Annotated in this window: 2 protein-coding genes; both read right to left on the bottom strand. The window is 49.2% G+C overall.

From position 1 onward, the window contains the following. Positions 1 to 331: 331 nt before the first annotated feature. On the bottom strand, positions 332 to 1,528 hold the full coding sequence (locus HIJ39_RS22465; protein WP_338055278.1) for an MFS transporter: 1,197 nt from the start codon (positions 1,526 to 1,528) through the stop codon (positions 332 to 334). Positions 1,529 to 1,559: 31 nt separating this feature from the next. After that, a partial coding sequence (locus HIJ39_RS23920) for a hypothetical protein (protein WP_207711869.1) occupies positions 1,560 to 2,526 on the bottom strand: 967 nt, incomplete at its 5' end.

The following is a 2,526-nucleotide window of genomic DNA, read 5'->3' as shown; positions in this document are numbered from 1 at the left end:
GGGGTATGGCAACGATTCGTAAATTTTCCGCCATAAGCCAGTTATTGCCATGTGGGTGGGGCCATGGATCGAGTTTTCCATTGGTTTGGATGTAGGAGTAAGTGCCGGAATGGATGTTAGTCTGTTCCATAAACCACATTCGATAGCATATCGGGAAAGCACGCACGGCCACCTACCATGAAACCAATAGCTCTATCAAGCCGGCCTATCATCCGAACATTCGCCTATCCGTTGGATGGACCGGGAACGAATACCAGATCACGAACCAGTTCCTGTTTGCTTCGGGCCTGAAAAACTGAAAAACGCAGCCTTAGGTCGACTCTCCAGAGTTTCATTGCATCGCAGGTCTCCTCAAACCCCACCATGCATAGAAGCTGATGGGCACAAACAAAATCCCAACCAAAAGGAGCGCGAGAAAGCCTCCCGTGTTTGCGATAATGACCCCGCCGACAAACAAACCAAACGGTTGTACACCGATAGTCAAGGTACGAAACGCACTGTTCACGCGCCCAAGCATTTGAGAAGGAGCGGAGGTCTGCCGTTCGGAAATAATTGAAACGTTGAGGACTGCTTGAGCAGCGTTGGTCAAGGCCAAAACCGGAATCATCACAAAAGTGGTCGGACTTAATGGCAATACGAGGCGCGCAAGCGTATCCGCTAGAATCGCAAAGACGATGACCAAACGGAACCCGAATCTTTTGCCCAACTTGCCTGAAGTCAACGAACCCAAAAATGCCCCAAAGGAGGAGATTCCCCAGAGTGCTCCGAGCACGGTCGGGCTGGCGTGCAGAGATCTCCTGGCGAAAACTAACACATAAACGTAGTACGGAGACGCGACAAAATTGCTGACAGATACAATAATTGCCATGGTTCTGATTAGAGGACTGGTCATGAGGTACTTAAGGCCCGAGGCGGTATCCCGTTTCACCTGCTTCCAGGTGACCTTCGCGGCTTCGCCCGATTGGAACTCTTTATTAATCAGCGTTAGTGATAAGAACGATATGAGAAACGATATTGAGTCGAACCCAATTAGATTCGCATAGCCGATCCTGGAATAGAGCACTCCAGCAGCCAGCGGCCCGAGAATATCAGTGGCATTTGAGCCCGCATATATTAAACTGTTGGCCTGGCCAATCAGCTGTCGGTCTATGATACTGGGCAGACTAGAAACTTCAGCCACACTAAAAAATACCAGGCACGTGCCCGTAATAAGTGAGACGAAATATAACTGCCAAATAGTCAGCACGTGCAACGCATTGGCTACAGGGACGCTCATTAATACCACACACCTTGCGGCGTCGCAGACCTTCATGACGCGCTTGCGGTCAAGGGTGTCAATGAGAGCTCCAACGGGAAGTCCAATGATGGCGTACGGCAACAAAGCGAGGCCCATGACGATTGTGACCTGGGACGGCGACTTGGTCAATTGTAACACCATTAAAGGCAGGACGAAATACGAAACGGCATTCCCTAGAGCTGATATGGTTTGACCGATCCAATAAATTGTAAAGTCAAAGTTTCTCCATATTGACGCGGAATAGATGAGAATCCCTCCAAGATTAAAGAATGGAAAATCTGTGGCGGACTAGTGAAACCTCCAAATTCGATACCCAAAATATTCTTAAAGTGTGAAGATCCGATCCGATTTTTGATGGCAGAGGTATTTTCAGGACGGTATCGTTGGAAATTCTCCCCTGTTCTATAAACTGGAAGATTGATTCACCAGTCGACTTGTCTGTGACTTCACCACATAGGTAGCCGTCGGGAGCGCTTGCCTCAACCTCTCGAAGGTAGCTCAACTGCACACGATACGTGCAACCGCGAGACGGCGTAATGAGTGGGAGTACGGCTATTGACGAATGACTTTCCGAAACATTATTTAACATTCCGCAAACGGGACATTCGAAATAGACCCGGGGTCCCCAGGTTTGGACCACTGCTTTTAGAGTATATCGCTTTACCATGGTGCCACACCGTAAGCATGACCCTGCGTTACCGTCGAAGGTGCGCGCATAGTAGGAGAGCAGTATTTCGTCCATGCGCTTAGGGTTTGATAGCGATTTATCGCTGAGGAAGGCCGTAAATAGTTTATCCCATTCTTGGACGGCGATGGAAAGCTTATGGCGGTAGGAATCAACCACTGAATTCGTCCATGTGCGGGATGCTTGAATTCGGCTGAGTTCCCGCGCAAATCCATAGATTCCCCGTTTGATAGTGCTTTCGAGTCTAGTTAGACGTTTCCCTATTTCTGATTCTTCGGCGGTGCCAGACGCGAGCTCAACCCGAATTCTCTGCGCAACCTCCAGTCGACCTCGCAAGCTGTTCACAAATGCGATTTCGGAAGCCAACGCCGAAGTTCGGTCGGAAATTTCGCCACTAATTGCGCCTTCTGGATTTCGCAGCCAAGCAATAGCATATTTGCGACCGACTCTGTAATGAAATGCATCGTTCGCGATACCGTTGAGACTCACTTGCAATACACGCCCCTCAGCGTGATGCACGATAACAACTACATTGCCATTGTCT

It is taken from the genome of Sulfobacillus harzensis, assembly GCF_012933365.1.
Classification (GTDB): Bacteria; Bacillota; Sulfobacillia; order Sulfobacillales; family Sulfobacillaceae; genus Sulfobacillus_B; species Sulfobacillus_B harzensis.
Note: the sequence above shows the minus strand (reverse complement) of the source record. Positions and strands in the feature narration are given on the sequence as shown.